This is a genomic window from Segatella copri (genome assembly GCF_026015465.1).
GTDB classification, from domain to species: domain Bacteria; phylum Bacteroidota; class Bacteroidia; order Bacteroidales; family Bacteroidaceae; genus Prevotella; species Prevotella copri_E.
The window spans coordinates 116,589-142,890 of sequence record NZ_JAPDUQ010000002.1; the positions used below are offsets into that span (position 1 = coordinate 116,589).

19 protein-coding genes are annotated in these 26,302 nt (G+C 48.0%); 17 read left to right on the forward strand and 2 right to left on the reverse strand.

Annotated features, from left to right (window positions below; all coding sequences use genetic code 11):
- The first annotated feature begins 63 nt into the window (after positions 1–63).
- The 17 genes from ONT08_RS07345 to ilvC all read left to right on the forward strand — a co-directional run bounded on the left by ONT08_RS07345 (position 64) and on the right by ilvC (position 22,408).
- Positions 64–972 (forward strand): dihydroorotate dehydrogenase, encoded by a 909-nt coding sequence (locus ONT08_RS07345; RefSeq protein WP_118200035.1) that lies wholly within the window; start codon positions 64–66, stop codon positions 970–972.
- A gap of 112 nt (positions 973–1,084) precedes the next feature.
- The gene (locus ONT08_RS07350) at positions 1,085–1,366 is read left to right on the forward strand and encodes a hypothetical protein (protein WP_022120894.1); all 282 of its coding nucleotides are present in this window, start codon (positions 1,085–1,087) and stop codon (positions 1,364–1,366) included.
- 495 nt (positions 1,367–1,861) lie between these two features.
- Positions 1,862–2,695, forward strand: coding sequence for a prephenate dehydratase (locus ONT08_RS07355; protein WP_264959626.1), 834 nt, complete (start codon positions 1,862–1,864; stop codon positions 2,693–2,695).
- A 99-nt stretch (positions 2,696–2,794) separates the two neighbouring features.
- Entirely contained in the window at positions 2,795–3,964 is a 1,170-nt protein-coding gene (locus ONT08_RS07360) for a pyridoxal phosphate-dependent aminotransferase (RefSeq protein ID WP_264959627.1), read from the forward strand.
- A 165-nt stretch (positions 3,965–4,129) separates the two neighbouring features.
- Complete coding sequence (locus ONT08_RS07365) at positions 4,130–5,197, forward strand: bifunctional 3-deoxy-7-phosphoheptulonate synthase/chorismate mutase type II (RefSeq protein ID WP_118085840.1); 1,068 nt, start codon at positions 4,130–4,132, stop codon at positions 5,195–5,197.
- A 116-nt stretch (positions 5,198–5,313) separates the two neighbouring features.
- Positions 5,314–6,111 carry a prephenate dehydrogenase/arogenate dehydrogenase family protein gene (locus ONT08_RS07370; RefSeq protein ID WP_022120890.1) on the forward strand — a complete coding sequence of 266 codons (798 nt, stop codon included), beginning with the start codon at positions 5,314–5,316 and terminating at the stop codon, positions 6,109–6,111.
- Between the two features lie 281 nt (positions 6,112–6,392).
- On the forward strand, positions 6,393–7,856 hold the full coding sequence (locus ONT08_RS07375) for an NAD(P)-dependent oxidoreductase (RefSeq protein WP_254972491.1): 1,464 nt from the start codon (positions 6,393–6,395) through the stop codon (positions 7,854–7,856).
- Between the two features lie 471 nt (positions 7,857–8,327).
- The gene (locus ONT08_RS07380; RefSeq protein ID WP_254972489.1) at positions 8,328–8,987 is read left to right on the forward strand and encodes a hypothetical protein; all 660 of its coding nucleotides are present in this window, start codon (positions 8,328–8,330) and stop codon (positions 8,985–8,987) included.
- Positions 8,988–9,129: 142 nt separating this feature from the next.
- Positions 9,130–10,482, forward strand: coding sequence for a signal recognition particle protein (ffh, locus tag ONT08_RS07385; protein WP_117587128.1), 1,353 nt, complete (start codon positions 9,130–9,132; stop codon positions 10,480–10,482).
- 106 nt (positions 10,483–10,588) lie between these two features.
- Complete coding sequence (gene folD / locus ONT08_RS07390) at positions 10,589–11,467, forward strand: bifunctional methylenetetrahydrofolate dehydrogenase/methenyltetrahydrofolate cyclohydrolase FolD (RefSeq protein WP_117587127.1); 879 nt, start codon at positions 10,589–10,591, stop codon at positions 11,465–11,467.
- A 169-nt stretch (positions 11,468–11,636) separates the two neighbouring features.
- Entirely contained in the window at positions 11,637–14,237 is a 2,601-nt protein-coding gene (locus ONT08_RS07395) for an alpha-L-arabinofuranosidase C-terminal domain-containing protein (protein ID WP_254972487.1), read from the forward strand.
- Between the two features lie 238 nt (positions 14,238–14,475).
- On the forward strand, positions 14,476–15,621 hold the full coding sequence (locus tag ONT08_RS07400; RefSeq protein WP_119235801.1) for an OmpA family protein: 1,146 nt from the start codon (positions 14,476–14,478) through the stop codon (positions 15,619–15,621).
- A 377-nt stretch (positions 15,622–15,998) separates the two neighbouring features.
- The gene (ilvD, locus tag ONT08_RS07405; RefSeq protein WP_264959628.1) at positions 15,999–17,801 is read left to right on the forward strand and encodes a dihydroxy-acid dehydratase; all 1,803 of its coding nucleotides are present in this window, start codon (positions 15,999–16,001) and stop codon (positions 17,799–17,801) included.
- Between the two features lie 83 nt (positions 17,802–17,884).
- Positions 17,885–19,600, forward strand: a complete 1,716-nt coding sequence (gene ilvB / locus ONT08_RS07410) for a biosynthetic-type acetolactate synthase large subunit (RefSeq protein WP_264959629.1) — start codon at positions 17,885–17,887, stop codon at positions 19,598–19,600.
- A 104-nt stretch (positions 19,601–19,704) separates the two neighbouring features.
- Positions 19,705–20,250: an acetolactate synthase small subunit gene (gene ilvN / locus ONT08_RS07415; protein WP_006847378.1), complete on the forward strand. Its 546-nt coding sequence runs from the start codon at positions 19,705–19,707 to the stop codon at positions 20,248–20,250.
- Between the two features lie 116 nt (positions 20,251–20,366).
- A complete protein-coding gene (locus tag ONT08_RS07420) occupies positions 20,367–21,167 on the forward strand; it encodes an acyl-[acyl-carrier-protein] thioesterase (protein ID WP_117587124.1) in 801 nt (266 codons plus the stop codon).
- A 197-nt stretch (positions 21,168–21,364) separates the two neighbouring features.
- Positions 21,365–22,408, forward strand: coding sequence for a ketol-acid reductoisomerase (gene ilvC, locus ONT08_RS07425; protein ID WP_089543564.1), 1,044 nt, complete (start codon positions 21,365–21,367; stop codon positions 22,406–22,408).
- A 142-nt stretch (positions 22,409–22,550) separates the two neighbouring features.
- On the opposite strand, the gene ONT08_RS07430 is transcribed toward ilvC, so the two are convergent.
- Both ONT08_RS07430 and recJ read right to left on the reverse strand, forming a co-directional pair.
- Positions 22,551–24,446, reverse strand: a complete 1,896-nt coding sequence (locus ONT08_RS07430; protein WP_264959630.1) for a RecQ family ATP-dependent DNA helicase — start codon at positions 24,444–24,446, stop codon at positions 22,551–22,553.
- 117 nt (positions 24,447–24,563) lie between these two features.
- A complete protein-coding gene (gene recJ, locus ONT08_RS07435) occupies positions 24,564–26,285 on the reverse strand; it encodes a single-stranded-DNA-specific exonuclease RecJ (protein WP_006847382.1) in 1,722 nt (573 codons plus the stop codon).
- Positions 26,286–26,302: the final 17 nt, after the last annotated feature.

Below are 26,302 nucleotides of genomic sequence, written 5' to 3' on the forward strand. Positions count from 1 at the left end.
AACGAAGAGTGAAGAATTCTCTTGTCTTTGTTTGTAAAAACATTTTTAAGTAAAACAGAAGATATGGCTGATTTAAGTGTAAAGATAAAGGATTTGAAGTTGAAGAACCCTGTGATGACTGCATCGGGTACTTTCGGCTACGGATTAGAATTTGCCGATTTCGTTCCTCTGGAGGAGATTGGCGGTATTATCGTGAAGGGCACTACCCTGGAACCGCGCGAGGGAAACGACTATCCGCGTATGGCTGAAACGCCTCAGGGCATGCTCAACTGCGTAGGTTTGCAGAACAAGGGTGTGGAGTATTTCTGCTCTCACATTTATCCTCAGATCAAGGACATTGATACCAATATGATTGTCAACGTGAGCGGACATTCGCCTGAGAGTTATGCCGAGTGTGCGGCGCGCATCAACGAGCTGGATAAGATTCCGGCCATAGAGCTGAACATCTCCTGTCCTAACGTGAAGGATGGCGGCATGGCCTTCGGTGTAACCTGCGAGGGTGCAGCCAGCGTGGTGAAGGCGGTGAGAAAGGTTTATAAGAAGACCCTCATCGTGAAGCTTTCGCCTAATGTTACCAGCATTGCCGACATCGCCCGTGCCGTGGAGGCTGAGGGTGCCGATTCTGTTTCGCTCATCAACACGCTGATGGGTATGGCGGTGGACATTGAGAAGCGCCAGCCTCTCTTGAGCATCCGCACGGGTGGTTTGAGCGGTCCTTGCGTTAAGCCTGTTGCCCTGCGCATGGTTTGGGATGTGGCTCATGCCGTAAACATTCCGGTTGTTGGTCTGGGCGGCATTTCTTCTGCCAAGGATGCCATTGAGTTCCTGATGTGCGGTGCTACGGCCATTGAGATTGGTACAGCCAACTTCATTGATCCTGCGGTTACGAAGAAGGTGAAGGATGGAATCAACGAGTGGCTTGATGCTCACGGATGCAAGAGTGTGACTGAGATTATCGGGGCCATCAAGTAAATTACACCTTATTATAAAAGGAGTGGCTCATACCTTGACGCCCTGTTTTAGGGCGTCAAGTGGGTTAACTCCGTGATATACAACAGAATAACTTTTCGTAAAATATAAGGTTATGGATTTGAATCAGATAAACCCTGTTCTGTTGCTTGCTACGCTGACGCAGCAGATTGTAGAGCAGGAGAAAGAATTGGCAGAACAGAAGGATTCTGCGGAACACTCGTCTGTAAAAGCCTCTCTGAGCGAGAACCTCCTGAAGCGCGGCAATCTGCTGATGCAGATGGGCGACAAGGATGGTGCCGGAAAGGACATGAAGCGCTACCTGGAACTGAACCCGGAGAAAGTAGGGGAGCTGACAGGGGAATTCAAGGCTGAAGGCAGAGAACATTGCAGATAAAGGAAGAGGGCTTGTCTCACGGATTCCGGCGTTGCGTCTCTCCCTAGCGCCTGGCTTTTGAGTACATTTTTCTGCATTTTTCCGTATTCTGATGATAAAAATCGGGCGAAAATATGTTTTTTAGCATAAAATATAAGGAAAATGAAGAAAAATATATCAAATTGTTTGGTAGTATCAAAGAAAAATGTTACTTTTGCAATCGAGTTGAGATTTTTGCTAGTCGAGACTCGAAATCTGAGCACAGATAAGCTCCTTATATAATAAAGGAGAAACGGGCTCGGAAAGAACAAAAGTGAGTAACATATAAAATGTAAAGACAATGAAGAAGTTTAACGCATTCTTTTTTAGCTATTACTTTTACTTTGCAAATAATTGTAAAGCGGGAAGTTGCGTGTAAATTTCAACTTAGGATATTAGATTCTTGAAATCATCGAAACGGTCCCGCTCTTATTGAGTAGGACCGTTTTTCGTAACATTAGACAAGATAAAAGAAACATGAAGAGAATAGCAATTCAAGGAGAGTTGGGATCTTTCCACGACATTACCGCCCACCAGTATTTCGAGGGCGAACAGATTGAAATCATCTGTTGTGCTACCTTCGAAGAGGTGTTCGAAAACATCAAGCGCGACCCTACTGTAGTAGGCATCTGCGCCATAGAAAACACCATTGCGGGCAGCCTGCTCCACAATTACGAACTGCTCCGGCAGAGCGGAACCACCGTGGTAGGCGAACACAAGCTCCATATAGAGCATAGCATCTGCTGTCTGCCAGAAGACGACTGGAGCACCCTGCAGGAGGTTCACTCCCATCCGGTAGCCCTCATGCAGTGCGGCAAGTTCCTAGCCAACCATCCCGACCTCAAGGCGGTGGAGGCAGAAGATACCGCAGGCTCGGCAGCCTATATCGCCCAGCACAAGGTAAGGGGATGGGCAGCCATCTGCTCTTCTTATGCGGCCCACATGTACGGTATGAAGGTGCTGCAGGAAGACATCCACGACAATCCGCACAACTTTACCCGATTCCTCGTGGTCTGCAATCCGCAGAAGGCAGCCCTGCTCCGTCCCATCGAAAAGGCCAACAAGGCGAGCATCGTCTTCAGTCTGGCTCACGATAAGGGATCGCTCTCCAAGGTGCTCACCATCCTGAGTTTCTACGACATCAATCTCACCAAGATTCAGTCGCTGCCAAACATCGGACATGAGTGGGAATACCTCTTCTACGTAGACCTCACCTTCGACAACCTGACCCGATACCGCCAGAGCATCGACGCCATAACGCCGCTCGTGAAGAAGATAAAGGTGTTGGGAGAATATGAGGAGAAGGAGTAAAATAAGTGAAGAGTGAAGAACGAAGAGTGAAGAATTCGCCAGTTCGGAGGGTGAAAGCCCATTTATACATTATTAATTATAAATTATTCATTGAAAATTATGATACAACCAGCCAATAGAGTAACGGAAATACAGGAATACTACTTCAGCCGCAAGCTGAAGGAAGTGGCTAAGCTTAATGCCGAGGGCAAAGACATCATCAGTCTGGCCATCGGAAGCCCAGACATGCCGCCTTCTAAGCAGACCATTGACAAGCTCTGCGAGGTAGCCAACAATCCAAACGCACACGGATATCAGCCTACGGTGGGCATACCAGAGTTGCGCAAAGCAATGGCTGGTTTCTATAAGCGCTGGTATGATGTAGACCTCGACTGGGCTACAGAAATCCAGCCCCTCATAGGTAGCAAGGAAGGTATCTTGCACGTAACGCTCGCCTTCTGCAATCCGGGCGATGAGGTACTCATCCCGAACCCGGGATACCCTACCTACACCGCCATCAACAAGATTCTGGGTACCAAGATTACCTACTACGACCTGAGAGAGGATAACGGATGGCAGCCCGATTTCGATGCCCTGGAGAAGATGGACCTGAGCCACGTAAAGCTGATGTGGACCAACTATCCTAACATGCCGACAGGCGGTGTGGCAAAGCGCGAAACCTACGAAAAGCTGGTGGCATTCGCCCAGAAGCACAACATCGTGGTGGTGAACGACAACCCATATTCGCTCATCCTCAACGAGCACCCTATGAGCATCATGCAGGTGCCGGGAGCTAAGGACTGCTGCATCGAGTTCAATTCTCTGAGCAAGAGCCACAACATGCCAGGCTGGCGTGTGGCGATGATTTCGAGCAATAAGACCTTCATCTCATGGATTCTGAAGGTGAAGAGCAACATCGATAACGGAAGCTTCCGAGGCATACAGCTGGCTGCAGCCGAGGCGATGCTTAACAACACGGATGAATGGCACCGCGAGAACAACATCCAGAACTACCGCCGCCGCCGCGACATTGCTGAGGAGATCATGAAGGTGCTCGACTGCCAGTTTGACCCTAACCAGGTAGGCATGTTCCTCTGGGGCAAGATACCTGAGAAATATGCCGATGTAGAAGACCTGACAGAGAAGGTGTTGCATGAGGCTCGCGTCTTCATCACCCCAGGCTTCATCTTCGGAACCAACGGCAAGCGTTACATCCGTATCAGCCTCTGTGCCAAGGATGAGAAGATGAAAGAGGCCCTGGAAAGAATCAGGAAGGTTTTTGAAAGGTAAAAAGGTAAAAAGGTAAAAGGGTAAAAAGGTAAAAAGGGCCTTAACCCCTTTGAAAGGTAAAAAGAGCCTTTCCGCCCCCGTTCCCAGCGATTCCATCGCTGGTCCCCCCGGGCTTTAATCTTAAAGATAAAAAAGGAAAAAAGTAAAAAATAAAAATATACGACTATGGAATTAGAATTAGAACCATTGAATTTTCCTAGTGATCAGGAACGCCCTTGCGTCATTGCCGGCCCTTGCTCGGCAGAGACAGAAGAGCAGGTTATGACTACCGCTAAGCAGTTGGCTGCCAAAGGTTGCCACATGTTCCGCGCAGGTGTGTGGAAGCCACGCACCAAACCGGGAGGCTTCGAGGGTAACGGTGAAACAGCCTTGCCTTGGATGAAGCAGGTGAAGGAAGAAACAGGCATGCTGACAGCTACTGAGGTGGCTACCCCAGAGCATGTAGAGCTCGCACTGAAATATGGAATCGACATTCTCTGGGTAGGCGCACGTACATCTGCCAACCCATTCGCCATGCAGGCACTTGCCGACAGTCTTCAGGGCGTAGACGTGCCTGTGCTCGTTAAGAACCCGGTAAACCCAGACCTCGAGCTTTGGATCGGTGCCCTGCAGCGCATCAACCAGGCAGGCATCAAGAAACTCGGTGCCATCCACCGTGGATTCTCCAGCTTCGACAAGAAGATTTACCGCAACCTCCCTATGTGGCAGATTCCTATCGAGTTGCACCGCCGCATACCACAGTTGCCAATCATCTGCGACCCTAGCCACATCGGCGGCCGACGCGACCTCATCGCCCCTCTCTGCCAGCAGGCAATGGACTTAGGTTTCGACGGCCTCATCGTTGAGAGCCACTGCAGCCCAGACGATGCATGGAGCGATGCCAAGCAGCAGGTTACCCCAGAGGTGTTGGATTACATCCTCAGCCTCCTCGTAGTGCGCGATGAGCATTATTCTACAGAGGGTCTGCACCAGCTGCGCGGTCAGATTGACGAATGCGACAACCAGCTGATGGATCTCCTGGCTAAGCGTATGCGCGTTTGCCGCGAGATTGGTACCTACAAGAAGGAGCACAACATGACCATCGTTCAGACCAACCGTTACAACGAGATTCTCGACAAGCGTGGTGCCCAGGCAGCCCTCTGCGGCATGAGCCCTGAGTTTGCCGCTCAGATTTTCGAGCACATCCATGAGGAGAGTGTCCGCCAGCAGTTGGAAATCCTGAACCAGAAGTAAATTAAGTGAAGAGTGAAGAACGAAGAGTGAAGAATTCATATGCTTTTATGGGTTCTTTGTTCTTTAAACAAGAGAATTCTTCGTTCTTCACTCTTCGTTCTTCACTTTATAAAAAAATGAGAATATTAATTATGGGAGCAGGTAAGATGGGAAGTTTCTTCATCGACCTGCTCAGTTTCGACCACGAGGTGGCGGTTTACGAGAAGGATGCCAAGCGACTGCGCTTCACCTACAACTGTTACCGCTTCACCAAGATGGAAGAGATAGAGATGTTCCGCCCCGAACTGGTCATCAATGCGGTGACGGTAAAATATACGCTGCCAGCCTTCGAAGAGGTGTTGCCACATCTCTCTCACGACTGCATTATCAGCGACATAGCTTCGGTAAAGACCGGACTGCAGGAGTTTTACGAGAAGAGCGGTTTCCGCTTCGTGAGCACGCACCCTATGTTCGGCCCAACCTTTGCCAATCTGAACCAGCTTTCAGAGGAGAATGCAGTCATCATCAAGGAGGGTGACTACATGGGCAAGATATTCTTCAAGGACCTCTACCAGAAGTTGGGGTTGAGTCTGCATGAGTATACATTTGATGAGCACGACCAGACGGTGGCTTACTCGCTGAGTATTCCTTTCGTGAGCACCTTTGCCTTTGCGGCAGTGATGAAGCACCAGGATGCTCCGGGCACCACCTTCAAGCGCCACATGCAGATAGCTAAGGGCGTGCTCAACGAAGATGATTACCTGTTGCAGGAAATCCTCTTCAACCCATACACATCGGGTCAGGTGGCACAGATCAGAGAGGAGCTTGCTGAGCTCATCGACATCATCGACCACAAGGATGCGAAGCGTATGAAACTCTTCCTCACCAAGATTCGGAATCATGTGAAGGAAGATATTGAGATTAAAGAAAAATAAAATTGTTATTTGTGAGGGGGCAACCTTAACAATTGCCCCCTCTGTGTTACTTTCATAAGCCTTGCATATGAATGTAGGGCTTATATTGTTTTAAGCCTTGCATGTGAATGTAGGGCTTTGTTTTTGTAGATAATAAGGAAAAAAGCGGAAAAAATGAAAATATGTAAGGAGGATAGGCGATTTATGAAATATTATTCGTACCTTTGCACCCACAAATCAAAGGATAGATTGTAGAATCAATAAAACAGGAGAGCAGTTCTATTATGAGTGAACAGAAAGAAATGAAAAATATTAAGAATGCTGCAGAGGCACAGACCGCTGGGCAGAATACAACAGAAACAATAGTGAAGCAGACGGAAACTGCCGATGCTGCAAAACAGAATGATGCAGCTGAACAGCAGACAGATGCTGCAGCCTTCCAGGTAGTGAACGAGGGCTTTTCGACCCACGAAGCCATTGAAGAGGCAAAACGCTGCCTACACTGCAAGATTCCGCAGTGCAAGAAGGGATGCCCGATAGGCAACGACATACCTGATTTCGTACACGAACTCTCTATGGGTAACATGGGTGCGGCGATGAGCATCATCAATGCCAAGAGCAACCTGCCGGCCATCTGCGGCCGTGTATGTCCTCATGAGAAACAGTGTCAGGGCAGCTGCGTGCTCGGAAAGAAAGGCAAACCGGTACAGATTGGCAAACTGGAGCAGTTTATTGCCGATTTTGATACCAAGATGAATCTTTCGCGCGAGAAGTTGCCACAGAAAACACGTGGCCGTGTGGCAGTCATCGGTTCGGGTCCTGCCGGCTTGACCGTAGCCGGCGATCTGGCGCGTCAGGGCTTCAACGTCACCATTTTCGAGGGGCAGGCTGAGCCGGGAGGCGTGTTGATGTACGGTATTCCTGAGTATCGCTTGCCTAAGTCGGTAGTGCGCGATGAGGTGGCTAAGATTGCTGCCCTCGGTGTGCAGTTTATCACCAACTGCATGGTGGGCGAGAACAATGTAACCATCGACAGTCTGTTCCGTGCAGGCTACGACGCCATCTTTATGGGCACAGGTACCAGCGTGCCTCAGAACATGGACTCTACACCGGGCTCAAAGCTCCACGGTGTGAGCCAGAGTACATACTTTCTGCATAACGTGAATGCCTATAACGAAGGCGCTTTGACCCGCGACATGGTTCCGCTGCGCGACGGCGAGAAGGTGGGTGTCATTGGCGGCGGAAACGTGGCCATGGATGCTGCCCGTACTGCTATCCGTCTGGGTGCCGATGTAACTGTGCTGTACCGTAAGACCCAGGAAGAGATGCCGGCCATCAAGAGCGAATATGAAGATGCTGTGAAGGAAGGCGTGAAATTTGAGTGGAAAACTACCGTCGAGGCTTTTCTGAAGGGTAAAAACGGCCGTCTGGGAAGCTGTGTGCTGAACACTCCTGAGGGTGAAAGGGTAGAAAAATTCGACAGAATCTATCTCGCCATCGGTTCAAGACCAGCCAACCGTATCGTTTCTACCACTGCCGGAATCGAGGTGGATGAGAAGGGATATGTAAAAGTTGTTGAACGTCCGTTCGGTATGACCACCCGTCGCGGTGTGTTTGCCGGAGGTGATGTGGTACACCGTCCGCAGACTGTAGTCCTGGCAATGAAGGCTGCCAAGGAGGTGGCTCAGGGCATCGCTCAGTATGTAGATGCCATTAAGCTTCTTGAAGAGGCTAAGAGAATCGAGCAACGTGGAATAGTAGAATAATCAAATGAACTCAATAGAATATAAGTGAATTATTTCTGCAGTAACGGAACTGGTTTAACAGAGAGTTGTCACTAGGCTCGGCAGATGTGCTGACTGCAGTCGGCAGACCTGCTGACTAGGCTTGGCAGAGTTGCTGAGCCTAGTGGTAATATCTGGGAAACTATGTGTTTTGACTAAAAAGACTATATGCAAGAACTCTAAAAACTATATGCTTTTACTTATAAAATATTTCTTAGTGTTGAAAACACCATATCTTTCCTTTGAATGATACTATATACCTTTGAATGATGCTATATAAATAGGCCAACTGTTATAGACGCTTAATTTTATTACATTACTCTTTAAATGAACTTAAACTTCTTGGGGAATTTAATGAAATATCAGATTTAATCATTACTTTTGTATCAGATTCATATTTAAGAAGAAGTAATTTGTCTGGTACAAAGAAAAGATATAAATCAGAGAAAAAGCATGAAGCGTATCATATTGATTTTAACAGTATTGCTTGCCATGTTAGGGCAGGTAGCCTATGCGCAGAAAACGTGTGTCATCGCATCGGCAGAAAATCATGTGCCTATTCGTGAAGCACTTATTCATACCAATAACAATCATTGGGCAAGAACAGATTATCGGGGCTATTGGACGATGCGCTATCAGTTTGATTCAGCAACCGTATCGAAACCTGGTTTTATGAAGGCAACTATCCGGTACAAGGAACTGCCGGATACTCTGTTTCTCTTGCCGGATGCCAAACAATTAGGCGAAGTGACAGTTTGGGGCAAGAATCAGGAAGGCATCAAAAACATGGAAGAGGATATTAAGGAGAAGATAAACTCTTTGCCAACTTCATCTACTGGCATTGGTTTTGATGCTTTCGGATGGATGGATAAACAGGGAAAACGTGATAAGAAGCATTTGCAACAGGCTAAAAAGGTATTTGAAAAAATGGAACATAAGGATCCTGTGATAGCTGCTTATGAAAAAGCAACGGGGAAAAAGTATGAATTGACTAATCCGTATGATGTCTCGGCTTTTAAGAAAGATCCTCCTTTTGAAATGGCTACAGAAGAGAAAAAAGCAACTTCTGATGCTGAATCAAAATCGAAAAAGAAGGAGAATCCAGAAAAATAAGCACAAGAGAAAACTGAAGAAATGAACTCGGGAAAGGCAGAGCGACAGCTATTTTAGCCGACGGGATAAAAAAAAGCATAAACAAGTTGGCTTTCTCGAAAAAAAATCGTATCTTTGTAGCCAAAAATATAAAGAAAGAAAAATGTTTGAAAATTTAAGTGATAGACTGGAACGCTCGTTCAAAATCTTGAAGGGCGAGGGAAAAATTACAGAAATCAACGTGGCGGAAACTATGAAGGATGTGCGCCGTGCACTCCTCGACGCCGACGTAAACTTTAAAGTGGCTAAGGAATTCACCAACAAGGTGAAGGAGAAAGCACTCGGCATGAATGTACTTACTGCCGTAAAGCCGGGACAACTGATGATTAAGTTGGTGCACGATGAACTGGAAGAACTCATGGGCGGCGAAGAAGCCCCATTGAAGCTCGAAAGTCATCCGGCCGTCATCCTCATGAGCGGTCTGCAGGGTTCGGGTAAGACTACCTTCAGCGGAAAGCTTGCCAACATGCTCAAGACCAAGAAAGGCAAGAAACCATTGTTAGTGGCCTGCGACGTTTACCGTCCGGCAGCTATCCAGCAGCTCCATGTAGTAGGTGAGCAGGTAGGGGTTCCGGTATACAGCGAGCCAGAGAACAAGGATGTGCTCAGTATCGCCGACCATGCTATCCAGCAGGCTAAGACCAACGGCAACGATGTGGTAATCGTCGATACAGCCGGACGTCTCGCCATTGATGAGCAGATGATGAACGAGATCAGCAATCTCAAGAATCATCTCCGTCCAGACGAAACCCTTTTCGTGGTTGACTCCATGACCGGTCAGGATGCCGTAAACACAGCTAAGGAATTCAACGACCGCCTCGACTTTAACGGCGTTGTTCTCACCAAGCTCGATGGTGATACCCGCGGTGGTGCTGCCCTCAGTATCCGTACCGTGGTAACCAAGCCAATCAAGTTTATAGGTACCGGCGAGAAGATGGACGCCATTGACGTGTTCCACCCAGCTCGTATGGCAGACCGAATCCTCGGCATGGGTGACGTGGTATCCCTCGTAGAGCGCGCACAGGAGCAGTTCGACCTGGAAGAGGCCAAGAAACTGGAGAAGAAGATCAGAAAGAACCAGTTCGACTTCAACGATTTCTACAACCAGATCCAGCAGATTAAGAAGATGGGTAACATCAAGGATCTGGCAGCGATGATTCCGGGCGTGGGTAAGGCCATCCGCGACGTAGATATCCCAGAGGATGCATTCAAGGGCGTAGAGGCCATCATCCAGAGTATGACTCCTAAGGAGCGCACCAACCCAGCCATCCTCAACACATCACGCCGCCAGCGCATCGCTAAGGGTTCGGGCACCAACATCCAGGAGGTGAACAAACTCATCAAGCAGTTTGACCAGACCCGCAAGATGATGCAGATGATGACCGGCAACAAAATGGCGCAGATGATGAGCCGCATGAAGGGTATGCCAGGCATGCCTAAGATGCCGGGAATGTAAATCAGTTGATAGTTAATAGTTTATAGCGGCTTTGCCGTATAGCAAACTTGCGATAGGCAAGAATGCCCTATAAACTATAAATTATAAATTATAAACTAAAGAAAGAATGACGTTAATCGACGGAAAGGCGACGGCAGCCGCCATCAAGGAACAGATAGCCCAGGAGGTGGCACAGATTGTTGCCGACGGAGGCAAGCAGCCACACCTGGTAGCCGTGCTCGTAGGGCACGACGGAGGCAGTGAAACCTATGTGAAGAACAAGGTGCTGGCCTGCGAGAAGTGTGGATTCAAGTCGACCCTCATCCGTTATGAGGAGGATGTTACCGAAGAAGAGCTCCTGCAGTGTGTAGACAAGCTGAACCAGGATGATGATGTTGACGGATTCATCGTTCAGCTTCCTCTGCCTAAGCACATCGATGAGCAGAAGGTGACCATGGCAATAGATTACCGCAAGGATGTAGACGGATTCCACCCGGTAAACGTGGGCAGAATGTCGCTCGGCATGCCTTGTTTCATCTCTGCCACTCCGCTCGGTATCCTCACCCTGCTGCAGCATTACAATATAGAGACCAGTGGCAAGAAATGCGTCATTCTGGGCAGAAGCAACATCGTAGGCAAGCCAATGGCTCAGCTGATGATGCAGAAGCAGTATGGCGATGCTACCGTCACCGTATGCCACTCCCATTCCAAGAATTTGAAGAAAGAGTGTCAGGAGGCAGATATCATCATCGCAGCCATAGGCCGTCCTGATTTCGTGACAGCCGATATGGTGAAGCCGGGAGCCGTAGTCATTGATGTGGGTACCACCCGCGTGCCTGATGCTACGAAGAAGAGCGGCTTCCGCTTGAACGGTGATGTGAAATTCGACGAGGTGGCAGAGAAGTGTTCCTTCATCACTCCTGTTCCGGGAGGCGTTGGTCCGATGACCATCTGCTCGCTGATGAAGAATACGCTGGCTGCCGGCAAGAAGGAATATTACAGCTAAAAAGAAGATAATTATTTCAGAAAGAAGCAGTGCTTAAGTCACTGCATACTTGATTTTTTATAACTCTCTAATTTGTGGGGCAGGGTGCAGGGATGCACTCTGCCTTTTTATCAAGCCGAGAGAAATAGTGTAAAATGAACAAACAATATTAATCTAAAAATATAGAAACATGATAAAATTAAAGTACATATTTACATCAGCGCTGCTCGTGGCAGCTGCCAGTGCCAGTCAGGCTGTCAGCAGGCAGCAGATGCAGAAGCAAATAGACAAGGATGCCCCTGCATACACCATACAGGGCAAGGATTCCATCTGCCAGATATTCATCTATTCGCCAGCACCCAACCAGGGGTTGCATCTGGCTTATTTCACCGACGATGAGCGTTGGGTGGATGTAGGACAGCTTTGCGCCAGCGACTACGGTCCGTGGGGAGCTGAAAAGAAGATGTATAACCCCTTCGTGGTAAAAGCCAACGACGGCACATGGCGCGCACTCTGGAGCGTGAACCAGCATGCACCGCAGTTTGCCGTAGCCTATTCAGAAGATCTCATCATCTGGCGCCCGCAGGATTATCCCATCATCCGCGAAAAGGGCGTGAAGGATGTGGCTGCCTATCAGATGGATGACGGCAACTTCGACATCTATCTCAAGACATCCAAAGGCAAGCGATATGTACAGGCAAGCAACGATTTCCGTACCTTCAAGGAAGATACGCTGGAGGCTTCAGCTGATGAGATACTCTGGCAGCGCGACACCGCAACCATAGGCGGAAAACTCTTCCAGGGCTGCGATTTCGAGGTGCCGGCCGTACATCTCAACTACATTCGCTCCTGGTTCCACGCCCTCTCTGAAGAGGCAAAACTCAACGCCCAGCCGATGCCGAAGACCGATGCCGACCTCGCAGCTTATGCCGAGGACAACCACATCGACCTGCCGAAAGATTCGGAAATCCCTGCCAACCTCAGCATCAATCCACAGAAATCCCACCGCATCTCCAACAAGCTGATGGGTATCTTCTTCGAAGACATCAGCCACGCTGCCGACGGAGGACTCTCTGCAGAAATGTTGCAGAACGGCGACTTTGAGTATAACAAGGAAGACCACCGCCACCAGTGGAATGCCACCACGGCATGGGTGGGGGTAGAGAAAGAGGGCATCGCCACCGAAAACGGGGTGAGCCAGAACAATCCCCATTATGCCGTTCTGGGCGCCACACCTATTTATAATATAGGTTGGGACGGCATCGCCATACGTCGCGGAGCTGCCGTTGAGGGCAAGGAGGGTAAGCATCAGCCGGCCATCTACGAGGTGAGCCTGCACGCCCGCTGCTTCGATGCCAAGAAGAAAGATCTCACCCTGGCGCTCGTAAACCAGGAGGGATTGCCGGTATGCCAGGCCAAGATTAAGGTGCAGGGAACTGACTGGAAGGAATATAAGGCGCAGCTCATCGTTATCGATAAATATGAGGGCGAACTCGCCAGCGAAGCCATCACCAAGGAAGGCAAACTGGGCAAGAACATCCGGTTCGCCATCTTGCCTAAGGGCGAGCAGAAAGTGGCGGTAGATTTGGTAAGTCTCAAACCACAAGATACTTACAAGGGGCATGGACTGCGTAAAGACCTTGCCGAGGCCATTGCCGACCTGAAGCCTCGCTTCGTGCGCTTCCCGGGCGGCTGCATGCTCCACGGTCAGGGGCTCAAGAACATTTATCACTGGAAGGAGAGCGTGGGTCCGCAGAAAGATCGCAAGCCAGCCTACAACATCTGGGGATACCATCAGACCCGCCAGCTGGGTTTCTATGAGTATTTCCAGTGGTGCGAGGATATGGGAGCCGAGCCGCTGCCTGTATTGGCGGCAGGTGTTCCTTGTCAGAACTCTGTGGCAGATGAGCGCGGAGTGGCTGGTCAGCAGGGCGGAATCCCGATGAGCGAGATGCCGCAGTATATTCAGGACGTGCTAGACCTGATAGAATGGGCGAATGGCGACCCTGCCACCTCTAAGTGGGCTAAGATGAGAGCCGATGCGGGGCATCCGGCTCCGTTCAACCTCAAGATGATAGGCATCGGCAACGAAGACCTTATCTCTACCGATTTCGAGCAGCGCTACCTGATGATCTGCAAGGCAGTGAAGCAGAAGTATCCTCAGATAGAGGTGGTGGGTACCGTAGGTCCGTTCCACTTCCCGTCTTCCGATTATATTGAGGGTTGGAAGATTGCCCGCGAAAACAAGCGCTGGATTGATGCCGTAGACGAGCATTATTATGAGCAGCCGGGCTGGTTCCTGAACCATCAGGATTATTACGACCATTACGACCGCAAGGCTCCTAAGGTTTATCTGGGCGAATATGCATCTCGCGGTGCCAATGCGGTAGACAATGCGCTGGCTGAGGGCATCCACCTCTGCAATGTAGAGCGCAACGGCGATGTGGTAGAAATGACATCCTATGCTCCTCTCTTGTGTAAGGACGGATACAGCAACTGGCAGCCGGACATGATTTACTTTGATAATAATAATGTACGCGCGAGCGAGAGCTACAAGATGCAGAAGATGTTCGGTCAGCATGCCGGTGACCTCTACATCTCATCCGTGCTCAGTCTGCCGGATGCGCTGAAGAAATATGTGGGCACCAGTGTGGTGAAGGATTCTAAATCGGGCAAAACCTGGCTTAAAGTGGTGAATGCCTTGCCTCGCACGCTGAAACTCTCGGTTTTTGGCTTGGGCAACAAGCAGGTAACCATCGCAGGCAGAAGCGCTCAGGTTTTCGAACTTTAGCTTTCTTCAGAAGATGTTTTCTGATAGAAACGGATAGAACCAATAATGGCTCAGATTATTCATTTTGAGTAAAATAGAATGGAGAAATAGGATATTAAAATGTTCTTTTTCTCCATTTTTTATATTTTACAGCATAAAATATGGCCAAAAATTTGGTAGTTAATAATTTTTTTTATTATTTTGCACCCTGAAAATGAAGTTTTAAGTAATTTATATAAAATCAAATTTTAGAGAGAAAATGAAAAAGTTAGTATTAATGTTTGCTGCTGCCGTAATGGCAGTATCTGCATCTGCTCAGACTACACAGGAGAGCAAGTTCTTTGACAATTGGTATCTTGGTGTAAACGTTGGAGCTGCTACAAAGACTACTCACAATGCATGGTTCAAGAACGTAAATCCTTCAGTAGGTGTACGTCTCGGAAAGTGGTTTACTCCAGTTTGGGGTGCTGCTGTAGAGGCTGACCTCTATGCTCGTAACCGCAACCTGCCTTTTACACATAAGACTTTGGTTCGTGGTGCAAGCGGTAAGTTCATCGGTACTATCAATGCAACAAACCTCTTCTTGGGTTACAAGGGTGAGCCACGTAAATTCGAAATCATCCCATTGGCAGGCATCGGCGGTTACCACTCTTTCAACCTTCATAATGGCAACCTCAATGCCCTCACAGCTAACGCAGGTGTTGACTTCGCATTCAACCTTGGCGCAAACAAGGCTTGGCAGGTATATGTAGAGCCATCTATGAATTGGTTCCTTCACGACAACAAGAGTGCTTGCAATGGTTGCCAGTTTGATGTTAACAAGTCTGCTTTCCAGGTTAAGGTGGGTGTTAACTACAAGTTCAAGGGTTCTAACAACTCTCACAACTTCACTATCGTAACTCCACGCGACCAGAACGAGATTGATGGTTTGAATGGTCAGATCAACAACCTCCGCAACGACTTGAATAGCAAGGATTCTGAACTCGCAGCTAAGGACAAGCAGATCAAGGATCTCCAGAATGCGCTCAATGAGTGCCAGAAGGCTCCTAAGTATGTAAAGCCAGCTACTGCTACCAATTTGCAGCCAACAGTATTGTTTACTGTAGGTAAGTCAAAAGTAGAGCGTAGCCAGATGCCAAACATCGAGATGATTGCTCAGTATATGAAGAATCATCCAGATGCTAAGGTTGAAATTAAGGGTTATGCATCTCCAGAGGGTTCTAAGGAACTTAACCAGAAACTTTCTGAGGCTCGTGCCAATGCTGTAAAGAACATTCTCGTTAAGACTTACAAGATTAGCGCAAATCGTCTGCAGGCTAAGGGTATGGGTGCTACTGACAAGCTCTTCAAGCAGGTTGAGTTCAACCGTGTTGCTACATTTAATGATAACAATGCAGCTGAATAAATAAGTAGTTTCAGATATTTGGTCTTGTGACCAGGTCCTCCTAAACTTCGGTTTAGGAGGATTTTTTTTCTTCTTACCTTTCTTACATGTCTGGCCGCCTCGCTTTATACTTTTTCGTCAGGTAATCTTAATAAGATAAGAGTTCAGTGTGGTTAATAAGCTCTTTCTTGTTTTTTTGCACAAAATCAGCAGAAATGAGTATCTATCGTGATAAATTGTAAGCATTTTATTTGTTTTTCTAACAAAAAAACGAAGTTTTCTGAAATTTTATACGAAATTAGTTGGCTATTACATAAATTCTCTGTATCTTTGCAGGCAAATTATAACAAATGGGTTCGAAAGAGCCCTTTTAAGCAAGGAAATAAAAGAAAAAAGATATGAAACATCCATTAAGAAGTAGCGTCTGCACTGAAGGTAGAAGAATGGCAGGTGCCCGAGCACTCTGGGTAGCTGCAGGTATGAAACACGAGCAGTTTGGTAAACCAATCATTGCTATCGTGAACAGCTTTACTCAGTTTGTGCCAGGTCATACCCATCTTCATGAAATCGGTCAGATCGTCAAGAAGGAAATCGAAGCTATGGGGTGCTACGCAGCCGAATTCAATACCATTGCCGTTGACGACGGTATCGCAATGGGACACGACGGAATGCTCTATTCCCTCCCAAGCCGTGACATCATTGCCGACTCTGTAGAATACATGGTCAATGCTCACAAAGCCGACGCCATGATTTGCATCTCAAACTGCGACAAGGTAACTCCAGGTATGCTCATGGCATCTATGCGACTGAACATTCCTACCGTGTTCTGCTCAGGTGGACCTATGGAAGCCGGACGCTGGAAGGGTGAGAACGCCGACTTGATTACAGCTATGATTAAGGGTGCTGATACAAGCGTTTCTGACGAGGAGATGACGCAGATTGAGCAGTGCGCCTGCCCAGGTTGCGGTAGCTGCTCAGGTATGTTTACCGCCAACTCAATGAACTCACTCACCGAGGCCATCGGTCTGAGTTTGCCAGGCAACGGAACCATTCTTGCTACCCACAAAAACCGTATCCAACTTTTTAAAGATGCAGCACGCCAGATAGTTAAGAACGCTTATGCATATTATGAGGACGGCGACGAGAGCGTATTGCCACGCAATATAGCTACCCGCGACGCATTCCTCAACGCCATGACCCTGGACATCGCCATGGGCGGAAGCACCAACACCGTGCTCCACTTGCTGGCAGTAGCTCAGGAAGCTGGCGCAGACTTCAAGATGGAAGATATCGACCAGTTGAGCCGCAAGGTGCCTTGCCTCTGCAAGTTGAGCCCTAACACCCAGAAATACAGTGTACAGGAGTGCAACCGCGCAGGTGGTATCCTCGGTATCCTGAACGAGCTGAACAAGGGCGGTCTGATCAACAGCGCCGTAAAGCGTGTTGACGGCAAGACACTCGATGAGCAGATGAAGAAATACGACATTACCGGCACAGAGATTGATGCCGAGGCTGACAGAATCTACCACTCAGCACCGGGCAGAAAGTTCTCTACCCAGATGGGTAGCCAGGACGCTCAGTGGGAGAGTCTTGACACCGATCGTGCTGAGGGTTGTATCCGCGACCTTGAGCATGCCTACACCAAGGATGGCGGTCTGGCAGTGCTCTTCGGCAACATCGCCCAGAACGGTTGCGTAGTAAAGACAGCCGGCGTAGACCCAGTGCTTTGGCATTTTGAGGGTACGGCCGTATGCTTTGATTCTCAGGAAGATGCATGCGAAGGCATCCTTGGCGGCAAGGTTAACTCAGGCGACTGCGTAGTTATCACCCACGAGGGTCCGAAGGGTGGCCCTGGCATGCAGGAGATGCTCTACCCAACCTCTTACATCAAGAGCCGTCACCTGGGCAAGGAATGTGCCCTCATCACCGACGGCCGCTTCTCAGGCGGTACATCAGGCTTGAGCATCGGTCACATCAGTCCTGAGGCTGCAGCAGGTGGTAACATCGGCAAGATTAAGGATGGCGACATCATCGTCATTGATATCCCTAGTCGCTCCATCAATGTGAAGCTCTCTGACGAGGAACTCGCAGCACGCCCACAGCAGCCACTGAAGCGCAACCGCGTGGTTAGCAAGGCACTGCGCGCTTATGCCAAGAGCGTAAGTTCGGCAGATAAGGGCGGTGTGAGAATCATCGACTAATCTTCGAGAGTCTTTGAAAAGACAGTTTTTAGAGTCTTTGAGAAAAGAAAAGTTTTTGAATTATTCAGAATAATAACATATAAATGGCAAAAGAAGTAATAACAGGAGCCGAAGCACTGATGCGCTCCCTGAAAAACGAGGATGTTAAAACCATCTTCGGATATCCGGGCGGCAGCATCATGCCAGTGTTTGATGCACTGTACGGTTACACGAGAGGTGAAAAGAAGATGTTTGACCACATCTTGGTACGTCACGAGCAGGCTGCTGCTCACGCTGCACAGGGTTATGCCCGAGTCAGCGGCGAAGTGGGCGTCGCTCTTGTCACTAGTGGTCCTGGAGCTACTAATACATTGACCGGCATCGCTGATGCCATGATGGATTCTACACCAATCGTAGTCATCGCCGGACAGGTAGGCGTAGGTGCCCTGGGTACCGATGCCTTCCAGGAGGTAGACCTCGTGGGTGTTACCCAGCCAATCTCCAAGTGGTCTTACCAGATACGCCGTGCCGAGGATGTGGCATGGGCTGTGAGCCGTGCTTTCTACATCGCCCGCAGCGGACGTCCGGGACCTGTGGTGCTCGACTTTACAAAGAATGCGCAGGTGGCTACATGCGAGTGGGAACCAGTGAAATGTGAGAAGGTTACATCTTACAACCCTTATCCTACGATAGATGAAAAGGCGGTGGCTGAAGCTGCCGAACTCATCAACAATGCCAAGAAACCATTCGCCCTCGTGGGTCATGGAGTAGAGCTTGGCGGTGCACATAATGAACTCATCGAATTCCTCGAGAAGGCAGATATCCCTGCCGGCAGAACCCTGCTCGGCCTTTCTGCCCTGCCTAGCAACCACCCGCTCAACATGGGTATGCTCGGCATGCACGGTTCTTATGCTACCAACATGAAAACCCAGGAGTGTGATGTGCTCATCGCCATCGGTATGCGTTTCAGCGACCGTATCACAGGCGTGCCTTCTAAGTATGCTCCCCAGGCCAAGATTATTCACCTGGACATTGACAAGGCTGAGATTGATAAGGTTATCAAGACCGATGTGGCTGTTGTGGGCGACTGCAAGCAGAGTCTGCCAGCCATTACCCGTCTGCTGAACAAGAATGTTCACCGCGAGTGGAGAGATTCCTTCGAGGAATACCGCCAGCAGGAACAGGAAAAGGTAATAGAGAAGGATATCCACCCTACAGAGGGACCGCTGCTTATGGGCGAGGTGACCAACGTGGTAACGGAAGCTACTCATAATGAAGCAGTTCTCGTAAACGACGTAGGTCAGAACCAGATGATCAGTAGCCGCTACTTCAAGTTTACCAAGAAGCTGAGCATCGTAACCAGTGGTGGTTTCGGAACCATGGGCTTCGGCCTTCCGGCAGCCATCGGTGCCACCTTCGGAGCTCCCGACCGCACCATCTGCTGTTTCTTCGGCGACGGCGGTTTCCAGATGAACATCCAGGAACTAGGCACCATCATGGAGCAGCAGGCACCGGTAAAGATGATTCTGCTGAACAACAACTATTTGGGCAACGTTCGCCAGTGGCAAGACCTGATGTTCGGCGGCCGTCACTCCTTCACCCACATGATGAATCCTCATTATGCAGAGATTACCAAGGCCTACGGCATACCATACGATGTGGTAATAGACCGCAAGGACCTTCAGGCTAAGGTGGAGAAGATGATCAGCACCAAGGGTCCTTACCTGTTGGAGTGCGCCATCAAGGAGAATGAAGACATCGTTCCGATGACGCTGCCGGGCAAGAGTGTAGATGAGATGCAACTCGAGTTGAATTATTAAAAGCTTTCGGCTATATATAATAAGGTGTAAATTCCTTCATGAGGAAGCATCCTCCAAAAAGGAAAAACTCCGAAAAGTAACCGATTATTTTAAAATTTGGAAAAATGGAGAATAACAACGAAAAGAAATTATATACATTGCTTGTTTACTCAGAAAACATTGCCGGTATTCTGAATCAGATTACTGCCGTGTTTACTCGCAGACAGGTAAATATCGAGAGCTTGAATGTTTCGGCCAGCAGTATCAAGAATATACACAAGTATACCATCACGGTTTGGAGTGATGAAGAGCAGATTGAGAAAATCAACAAGGCAATAGAGAAGAAGATTGACGTGGTGAAGAGCGATTACTACACCGACGACCAAATCTTCATCCATGAAGTGGCTCTCTTCAAGATTTCCACTCCGGTATTGCTAGAAAATCCAGAGGTTTCGCGCACCATCCGCAAGCATGATGCCCGCATGATGGAGGTGAATCCTACCTACAGCACCGTGCTTCTGGCAGGACTTACCGAAGACATCGCCGACCTCTTCCAGCAGCTCAACAGCTACAACTGCCTCCTTCAGTATACCCGAAGCGGCAGAATCGCTGTTACGAGAAGTTTTGACGAACCCATCTCTGATTATCTCAAGCAGAATTCAGAAGATTAGATTTCTTTCATATTTTGATGCCCTTTGTTCCCCTGGCTTCAAACTAGCGGAGCAGGGGGCTTTTTCGGTTTAAAACAACAAGACAAACAACAAGATAAAAGGACGAGACAGATATTATGGAACAGAAAATATTAGATAAGGTAGGGCGTTACGAATTCCTATCTGAGCCTTTCCACTGCGATTTCAGCAGCCACCTCTTTATGGGGCATCTCGGAAATCATCTACTCAATGCTGCCGATTTTCACAGCAATGACCGCGGGTTCGGTATGAACTACCTCATGCCCCGACACAAAACATGGGTTCTCAGCCGACTGGCCATTGAGATGACAGAGATGCCTAAGTCTTACGACCGCTTTGTGGTAGAAACCTGGTGCGAGAGTGCCATGAAATATTTCACATCCCGAGATTTCAAAATCTGCGGCAAGACATCATCATCAGAAGCCAAGGTTTACGGTTACGGCAAGAGCGTGTGGGCAATGATTGATACGGAGACCCGACAGCCTGTTGATATTTTTGAAATTCACGACGGGCTCATCAAGGAATATATTGATTCAGAAAAACCTTGTCCTATCCAGGCAAGTTCGAGAGTGAAAATGGGCAAGAATGCCAAGCTGGTGAGAACCATTGACACCTATTATCATGATGTAGATGTTAACGGGCACATCAACTCGGTGAAATACATCGAACATATCCTCGACCTCTTTGATCTGGATTATTACAAAAATCACTTTTTGCAAAGATTTGAGATAGCTTACGTAGCAGAAAGTCACCAGGGAGACCAACTTCATTTCTATTTGGAAGAAACAAGTGAGGCAGAAAAAATGCAAGAATACTGCATAAAGATAACAAAAAACGGCAAAAATGACGCAAATGAGGTGGAAGTTGTAAGAAGTAAGGCTAAATTTATTAAAAATTGAAAGAAAAATTTGGTAGTTTCATTTTATTTGCTTACCTTTGCACTCAGAAAATAAAAATAAACCCAGAGCCGCCTTCTTGGATAGGGGGTGGACGGATCAAACAGGCTCTCTTTGGATAAGAATACAGCTCGCATCCGTATGGACAAGTATAACCCGCGGCTCCACAAACGGCAAGCCGCACAAAAAAATAAAAAAATATGGCAGAAATGAATTTCGGTGGCGTAATGGAAACTGTTGTCACCAGTCATGAATTTTCATTGGAGAAAGCACGTGAAGTATTGAAGAACGAAACAATCGCAGTTATCGGTTATGGTATCCAGGGTCCTGGTCAGGCTTGTAACCTTCGCGATAATGGTTTCAACGTCATCGTCGGACAGCGTCAGGGTAAGACCTACGAGAAGTGTCTGAAGGATGGTTGGGTTCCTGGTAAGACATTGTTCTCTATCGAGGAAGCTGCTGAAAAGGGTACTATCATCTGTATGTTGCTTTCTGATGCCGGTCAGATTGCATGCTGGCCAAAGATTAAGCCACACCTCACAGCAGGTAAGACTTTGTATTATTCACATGGTTTCGCTATCAACTGGAGCGACCGAACAGGCGTTGTTCCACCTAAGGATATTGATGTAATCATGGTTGCTCCTAAGGGTTCTGGTACTTCTCTCCGCACTATGTTCTGCGAGGGTCGTGGTTTGAACTGCTCTTACGCTGTATACCAGGATGCATCTGGCAAGGCAGAGGAGAAGACTATTGCCTTCGGTATCGGTATCGGTGCCGGTTATTTGTTCAAGACAACATTCCAGCGTGAGGCTACTTCTGACCTCACAGGTGAGCGTGGCTCATTGATGGGTGCAATTGAGGGATTGTTGGAGGCACAGTATGACGTGCTCCGCGAGAATGGTCACTCACCATCTGAGGCTTTCAACGAGACTGTTGAGGAGCTCACACAGAGCCTTGGCCCTCTCTTCGGTGCTAAGGGTATGGATTGGATGTATGCTAACTGTTCAACAACAGCTCAGCGTGGTGCTCTTGACTGGGCTCCTCGTTTCCGTGAGGCTATCAAGCCTGTAATGGAGTGGTTGTACTACTCTGTAAAGACAGGTAACGAGGCTCAGATTTCTATCGACAAGAACTCTCAGGCTGATTACCGCGAGAAGTTGAACGCTGAACTCGAGGCTATGCGCAACAAGGAAATGTGGCAGGCTGGTGTTACAGTTCGTAAACTTCGCCCTGAGAATAACTAATTTTTTTCTCGTACATAATGTTGAAAAGGGAATGGCCCGAGAGGTGTCGTTCCCTTTTTTCTGTTTATAAGGGGCTTTAGTGATTTCATATGGGAGCGGGCTCATAAAGTATAACTTATGATACACCTTTCTGCTATTTCATTTATGGGTCATGAACGATTTTGTCTCCCTCGACATAAAACATATTCTCTGCAACCATTTCTTCAAGAACTGCAGCCATATCTTCTGAATCATATTTCAGTTGGTTTAATTCTGTAATGTCATGTGGCTTTCCGTCTTTCAGCAAGTCTAGAATTTCTGATATAATGGTTTGCTTCTGGGGTATTTTGTGGTCTATGCAGACATCACATATCCCGCAGTCGTCCTTCATTTTCGTTTTTTCGCCAAAATAACTCAGAAGCTGGCGCGAACGGCAGATGCTGTCGTTCTTTGCATAACTGATAATGCTCTTGATGTGGGCAGTAAACTGTTTCTTGCGTACTTCCCATACCTCCTCAGGGATGATAACTCTGAAACCATCTTCCCTAGGACGCGTGTAGCTGATATAAGGTGTCTTGCGGCGGGGAATGAAGTCGATGATGTGGCGGGCACTCAGATTTTTCAGAATCATGTATACCTGCTGACGGTTTAGTTCGCTTACACGCTCTATCAGCGACTCATCAATGTAAACATAGTCGGTAAACAGACCGCCGTAATTACGCAGAAGCCCCGTAATAACAGACTCTTCCTTCTCCGAAACATTCTCTAGCAGATAGAGATCATTTCGGCTGATGTTAAATCTGATTCTTGCTTTTCCGTCAGGATTGTCCTCGTAGTGGATATAGCCTGAGCGCTCCAGAATGCGCAGAGCCGAGTCTACGCGAGTAGGGAAGTACTTGTAGGTGAAGCAGAACTTCTCTATCTCGAACATGAAAGTCTGTCCCGTTCCGCTTCCAACTGCCACCTGGAAAAAGTAAGCAAGATGCTCGTATACGTCTTTGATGAATTCTTTGTCTGGGAAGGTTTCGTCTATGCGTTTCATGAGTTTGTTTTCATCACTCTGGTTGTAGAGCAGCACAGCATAAGCTTTTTCGCCGTCTCTTCCGCCTCGTCCCGCCTCTTGAAAATAGGCTTCCAGTGAGTCTGGACAATCTATATGAATTACCATTCTCACATCTGACTTGTCTATTCCCATGCCGAAAGCATTGGTTGCTACCATTACCCTTATCTCTTCATTTTGCCAGTTTTTCTGTCGGATATCCTTCACGTCGGAATCCAGTCCGGCATGGTAAAATGTAGCAGAAATACCTTGTTTGTTCAGAAGTTCTGCCATCTCCTTGGTTCGTTTTCGGCTTCTCGCGTAAATGATTGCTGAGCCTTGGGTACACTGTAGGATATGAACCATTTCGGTCAACTTGTCGTTGGTGGTGCGCACTACATAGGCAAGATTCTTGCGGGCAAAACTCATTTTAAATACGTTTTGCTTCTTGAAGTGAAGCTGGTTCTGGATATCTTCTACTACATCGGGAGTGGCCGTAGCCGTAAGAGCAAGGACTGGTACACCGGGCTTCATATCTCTTATTTTTGCAATTTCGAGATAAGACGGGCGGAAATCGTAACCCCACTGGCTGATGCAGTGAGCTTCATCTACCGTGATGAAACTCACCGGAATGTGGCGCAGTTTAGTTTGGAACAATTCTGAAGAAAGACGTTCTGGTGAAACATACAGAAACTTGATTTCACCGAAAATACAATTTTCCAATATTCGGAGAATCTCTTGGCGCGACAATCCTGTGTAGATGGCTTCAGCCAGGATGTTGCGGGCTTTGAGATGCTGTACCTGATCCTTCATCAGCGCAATGAGTGGAGTTACCACAATGCAGACGCCCTTTTGGGCAAGGGCTGGAACCTGGAAGGTGATGGATTTACCGCCACCTGTAGGCATAAGACCGAGGGTATCCTCACCTCGGGCTATACTTTCGATGATGTCTCGTTGTATGCCGCGAAAGTCAGGATACCCCCAATATGTACGTAGTATTTCTTGATATTTATCTGCCATTTTTTGAAACTTTTGCCCTTGCAGATTTCGATGCTTTTGCGCGTCCAGACGGATTTGCTCTACAAATCCGTGTAATCCGAGTACTCAGTGCCTAATCCATGCATAGGGCTAAGTACCTCATCCTTCGTTTGGACGGATGTCTTCTATCTGAAGTTGAACTTGGTTTTTCTTAAAAATATTCTCTTCTATGGTGAAGGCTATGTCGAAACTTCGCTTACTCTTGATGTAGCGGGCAGCTGCACTCTGACCGAAAGCGATGCCGTTTAAGACCGTGCTCGATTTTGAGTCTACCAGTTCCAACTTGATGTGTTCCTGTTCTCTGCCCACCACCTTGCTGGTACCATAATCATATACCCGGTTGGTGCAGAAAATAGGTTTCTGGTTACATGGACCGAAAGGAGAGAAGCGCTTCAAGTCGGCCTGCAGATGCTTGGTAATGTCTTTAAAGTCAATTTCAGCATCTATGTTGAGCATCGGTTCTGTCTGTTGAGGCGAAATATGTTCTTCCACATAATGCTGGAACCTGTCTCTGAACTCTCTAACCTTATCCCACTTCAAGGTAAGTCCGGCAGCATAGGTATGACCACCGAAATTGAGCAGGAGGTCGCGGCAACTCTTGATGGCTGAGTAGATGTCAAATCCCGTTACGCTACGTGCTGAACCTGTAGCCATATCACCATCCCGGGTCAGAACAATGGTAGGGCGGAAGTAGATTTCGGTGAGTCGGGAAGCAACAATGCCAATGACTCCCTTTTTCCAGCCTTCATCATAGAGCACGATGCTGGAATTGTGTTTCATGCTTTCCAGACGCGATACGATGCCGTTGGCTTCTTCAGTCATCTGCTTGTCTATATCTTTGCGCTGCTCATTGTATTCATTGATGTGTCTGGCCATGCGCAGGGCTGAGGAATAGTCTCTTTCTACCAGCAGATCTACGCTCAGCTTGCCGTTCTCCATTCTGCCTGAAGCATTGATGCGGGGACCAATCTTGAACACAATATCGCTCATAGAGAGCTCGCGTCCGTTCAGTCCGCAGATGTCGATGATGGATTTCAGACCGATACTTGGGTTGGTATTTAGCAACTTAAGACCATGGAAGGCGAGTATTCTGTTCTCATCTACCACCGGCACAATGTCGGCAGCAATACTCACGGCGCAGAAGTCGAGCAGAGGAATGAGCCTGGAGAACGGAATGTTGTTGTTCTTGGCAAAAGCCTGCATAAACTTGAATCCTACACCGCATCCGCAGAGATGCTTGAATGGGAATGGATCGTCAGGACGTTTCGGATTGAGTATGGCCACAGCAGGTGGCATCACATCGTCAGGAACGTGATGGTCGCAGATGATGAAGTCTATTCCCAGACTCTTGGCATATTCTATCTCCTGAATAGCCTTGATTCCGCAGTCTAGAATAATAATCAGTTTTACACCAGTCTGATGAGCAAAATCAATTCCTTTCTTACTCACTCCGTAACCTTCGTCGTAGCGGTCGGGAATGTAGTAGTCGATGTTTGAATAGAATTGCTGCAAGAATTTGTACACCAGGGCAACGGCGGTGCATCCGTCTACGTCATAGTCTCCATAAACAAGGATACGTTCCTTTCTACCCATAGCATCGTTCAGGCGGTCTACGGCAATATCCATGTCTTTCATCAGGAATGGATTGATGAGATCTGAGAGTTGTGGACGGAAGAACCGTTTGGCTGCAGACTCTGTCGTAATCTCGCGCTTGATGAGCAAATGGGCAAGAACTGGGCTCATATTTAGCTTGGCGCCTAATTCTTCAGCTGCTTTTTGCTGTTCAGGTGTTGGTGATTCGTAATTCCATTTAAAATGCATTTTAATTATTTTTTATT

Bases quoted from the DNA above. Each gene is read 5' to 3' on its own strand.
- ONT08_RS07345 (WP_118200035.1), top strand. From the start codon at position 64: ATGGCTGATTTAAGTGTAAAGATAAAGGATTTGAAGTTGAAGAACCCT.
- ONT08_RS07350 (WP_022120894.1), top strand. From the start codon at position 1,085: ATGGATTTGAATCAGATAAACCCTGTTCTGTTGCTTGCTACGCTGACG.
- ONT08_RS07355 (WP_264959626.1), top strand. From the start codon at position 1,862: ATGAAGAGAATAGCAATTCAAGGAGAGTTGGGATCTTTCCACGACATT.
- ONT08_RS07360 (WP_264959627.1), top strand. From the start codon at position 2,795: ATGATACAACCAGCCAATAGAGTAACGGAAATACAGGAATACTACTTC.
- ONT08_RS07365 (WP_118085840.1), top strand. From the start codon at position 4,130: ATGGAATTAGAATTAGAACCATTGAATTTTCCTAGTGATCAGGAACGC.
- ONT08_RS07370 (WP_022120890.1), top strand. From the start codon at position 5,314: ATGAGAATATTAATTATGGGAGCAGGTAAGATGGGAAGTTTCTTCATC.
- ONT08_RS07375 (WP_254972491.1), top strand. From the start codon at position 6,393: ATGAAAAATATTAAGAATGCTGCAGAGGCACAGACCGCTGGGCAGAAT.
- ONT08_RS07380 (WP_254972489.1), top strand. From the start codon at position 8,328: ATGAAGCGTATCATATTGATTTTAACAGTATTGCTTGCCATGTTAGGG.
- ffh (WP_117587128.1), top strand. From the start codon at position 9,130: ATGTTTGAAAATTTAAGTGATAGACTGGAACGCTCGTTCAAAATCTTG.
- folD (WP_117587127.1), top strand. From the start codon at position 10,589: ATGACGTTAATCGACGGAAAGGCGACGGCAGCCGCCATCAAGGAACAG.
- ONT08_RS07395 (WP_254972487.1), top strand. From the start codon at position 11,637: ATGATAAAATTAAAGTACATATTTACATCAGCGCTGCTCGTGGCAGCT.
- ONT08_RS07400 (WP_119235801.1), top strand. From the start codon at position 14,476: ATGAAAAAGTTAGTATTAATGTTTGCTGCTGCCGTAATGGCAGTATCT.
- ilvD (WP_264959628.1), top strand. From the start codon at position 15,999: ATGAAACATCCATTAAGAAGTAGCGTCTGCACTGAAGGTAGAAGAATG.
- ilvB (WP_264959629.1), top strand. From the start codon at position 17,885: ATGGCAAAAGAAGTAATAACAGGAGCCGAAGCACTGATGCGCTCCCTG.
- ilvN (WP_006847378.1), top strand. From the start codon at position 19,705: ATGGAGAATAACAACGAAAAGAAATTATATACATTGCTTGTTTACTCA.
- ONT08_RS07420 (WP_117587124.1), top strand. From the start codon at position 20,367: ATGGAACAGAAAATATTAGATAAGGTAGGGCGTTACGAATTCCTATCT.
- ilvC (WP_089543564.1), top strand. From the start codon at position 21,365: ATGGCAGAAATGAATTTCGGTGGCGTAATGGAAACTGTTGTCACCAGT.
- ONT08_RS07430 (WP_264959630.1), bottom strand. From the start codon at position 24,446: ATGGCAGATAAATATCAAGAAATACTACGTACATATTGGGGGTATCCT.
- recJ (WP_006847382.1), bottom strand. From the start codon at position 26,285: ATGCATTTTAAATGGAATTACGAATCACCAACACCTGAACAGCAAAAA.